Source organism: Teichococcus oryzae (assembly GCF_008386565.1).
Taxonomy (GTDB): Bacteria; Pseudomonadota; Alphaproteobacteria; order Acetobacterales; family Acetobacteraceae; genus Pseudoroseomonas; species Pseudoroseomonas oryzae.
The window spans coordinates 1-2,912 of sequence record NZ_VUKA01000055.1; the positions used below are offsets into that span (position 1 = coordinate 1).

The 2,912-nt window shown below is 57.5% G+C and carries 2 rRNA genes; both read right to left on the bottom strand.

Features of this window, described 5'->3' with window-relative positions:
- Window positions 1-58, bottom strand: a 5S ribosomal RNA gene (gene rrf, locus F0Q34_RS22760); the annotation flags it as partial.
- Between the two features lie 129 nt (window positions 59-187).
- Window positions 188-2,912, bottom strand: a 23S ribosomal RNA gene (locus F0Q34_RS21445); the annotation flags it as partial.

Sequence of the window (2,912 nt, forward strand, 5' to 3'; positions counted from 1 at the left end):
GTTTCACGGCCGAGTTCGGGATGGGATCGGGTGTATCAACCCCGCGATGGCCACCGGGCCACCGAGCCGGAACTTGCTGTTTATGCACACGGATGGTGGTGATTGCTGGATTTGGTGCTGAGTGTTGGGTGTGATTTGCGGATGGGTGCTGCGTGCGGTGAGACGGTTGTCTCAGCGGCAGGGCAGTGTTGTGAGATCAATTGGGTGATTAGGACCGCTCAGCTGCGTCTGTTGCCAGACTTCCACTTGCGGCCTATCGACGTGGTGGTCTTCCACGACCCTTGGGGAGACCTGGTTTTGAGGCTGGTTTCCCGCTTAGATGCCTTCAGCGGTTATCCGTTCCGTACTTAGCTACCCAGCGATGCTCCTGGCGGAACAACTGGTACACCAGAGGTACGTCCATCCCGGTCCTCTCGTACTAGGGACAGATCCTCGCAAGTCTCCAACACCCATGGCAGATAGGGACCGAACTGTCTCACGACGTTCTAAACCCAGCTCACGTACCGCTTTAATCGGCGAACAGCCGAACCCTTGGGACCTGCTCCAGCCCCGGGATGCGATGAGCCGACATCGAGGTGCCAAACCTCCCCGTCGATGTGGACTCTTGGGGGAGATCAGCCTGTTATCCCTAGAGTACCTTTTATCCGTTGAGCGATGGCCCTTCCACGCGGGACCACCGGATCACTAAGGCCGACTTTCGTCTCTGTTCGCGCTGTCGCGCTCACAGTCAGGCGGGCTTATGCCTTTGCACTCAACAGCCGATGTCCGACCGGCTTGAGCCCACCATCGCGCGCCTCCGTTACCATTTGGGAGGCGACCGCCCCAGTCAAACTGCCCGCCACGCAGGGTCCCGGCCCCAGCTGATGGGGCTCGGTTAGACACCAGAAAGGCGCAGGGTGGTATTTCAAGGATGGCTCCGCCGAAGCTGGCGCCCCGGTTTCATAGCCTCCCACCTATCCTACACAGCCCCTTCCTGGTGCCACTGCGAAGTTGCAGTAAAGGTTCATAGGGTCTTTCCGTCTGACCACGGGTACCCCGCATCTTCACGGGGAATTCAATTTCGCTGAGCCCATGCTGGAGACAGTGGGGAGGTCGTTACGCCATTCGTGCAGGTCGGAACTTACCCGACAAGGAATTTCGCTACCTTAGGACCGTTATAGTTACGGCCGCCGTTTACCGGGGCTTCGGTTCGATGCTTGCACATCTCCCCTTAACCTTCCGGCACCGGGCAGGCGTCAGACCCTATACGTCATCTCTCGATTTCGCAGAGTCCTGTGTTTTTACTAAACAGTCGCCACCCCCTGGTTTGTGCCACCCCATCCTGGTTGCCCAGGCTGGGGTCTCGCTTATCCCGAAGTTACGCGAGTAATTTGCCTAGTTCCTTCAGCATGGTTCTCTCAAGCGCCTCGGTATACTCAACCAGTCCACCTGTGTCGGTTTCGGGTACGGTCTATAATGTCAGAGCTATTTCCTGGAGTGATCCAGCCGCCCCTCCAATCCAATAAGGAGGAACAACGTTTCACACTCGTCACTTCTGACAGGCCCAGGAATATTCACCTGGTTTCCATCGGCTACGGCTGTCGCCCTCGCCTTAGGGGCCGGCTCACCCTGCGCGGATTGGCCTTGCGCAGGAACCCTTGGACTTTCGGCGGGAGAGGTTCTCACTCTCCTTGTCGCTACTCATGTCCGCATTCGCACTTCCGATACCTCCAGGACCCCTCACGGATATCCCTTCGCAGGCTTACGGAACGCTCCGCTACCACGCATCCTTGCGGATGCATCCACAGCTTCGGCAGATGGCTTGAGCCCCGTTACATTTTCGCCGCAAGACAGCTATTAGACCAGTGAGCTATTACGCTTTCTTTAAAGGATGGCTGCTTCTAAGCCAACCTCCTGGTTGTTTTGGCCGTCTCACATGCTTTCCCACTTAGCCATCATTTGGGGGCCTTAGCTGGTGGTCTGGGCTGTTTCCCTCTCGACAATGGACCTTAGCACCCACTGTCTGTCTGCCAGGTAGCACTCACCGGCATTCGGAGTTCGGTAGGGTTTGGTAGGACTTTGGGTCCCCCTAGCCCTTCCGGTGCTCTACCTCCGGCGGTGTTCGCCTGACGATCTACCTCAATAGATTTCGCGGAGAACCAGCTATTTCCGAGTTTGATTGGCCTTTCACCCCTAGCCACAGCTCATCCCCGACTTTTTCAACAGGCGTGGGTTCGGTCCTCCAGTGCGTGTTACCGCACCTTCAACCTGGCCATGGCTAGATCACTCGGTTTCGGGTCTTCTGCCTGCAACTCAGCGCCCTGTTCGGACTCGCTTTCGCTGCGCCTACACCTAACGGCTTAAGCTTGCTGCAAACAGAAACTCGCGGACCCATTATACAAAAGGTACGCCGTCACCCTTGCGGGCTCCGACTGCTTGTAGGCGTTCGGTTTCAGGTCTCTTTCACTCCCCTTGTCGGGGTGCTTTTCACCTTTCCCTCACGGTACTTGTTCACTATCGGTCACCAAGGAGTATTTAGGCTTGGAGGGTGGTCCCCCCACGTTCAGACAGGGTTTCACGTGCCCCGCCCTACTCAAGACCCGATCAACGCCATACGCCTACGGGGCTATCACCCGCTTTGGCCGGACTTTCCATTCCGTTCGACTTAACCTTGACCGGGTACTGGCCTGGTCCCCTTTCGCTCGCCACTACTCGGGGAATCTCTGTTGATGTCTTTTCCTCCGGCTACTGAGATGTTTCAGTTCACCGGGTTCGCCTCCCGACCCTATGTATTCAGGCCGGGATCTCCCTAAGGAGGGGTTGCCCCATTCGGACATCCGCGGATCAACGATCGCTCGCATCTCCCCGCGGCTTATCGCAGCGTGCCACGTCCTTCATCGCCTCTTGGTGCCAAGGCATCCACTGAACGCCCT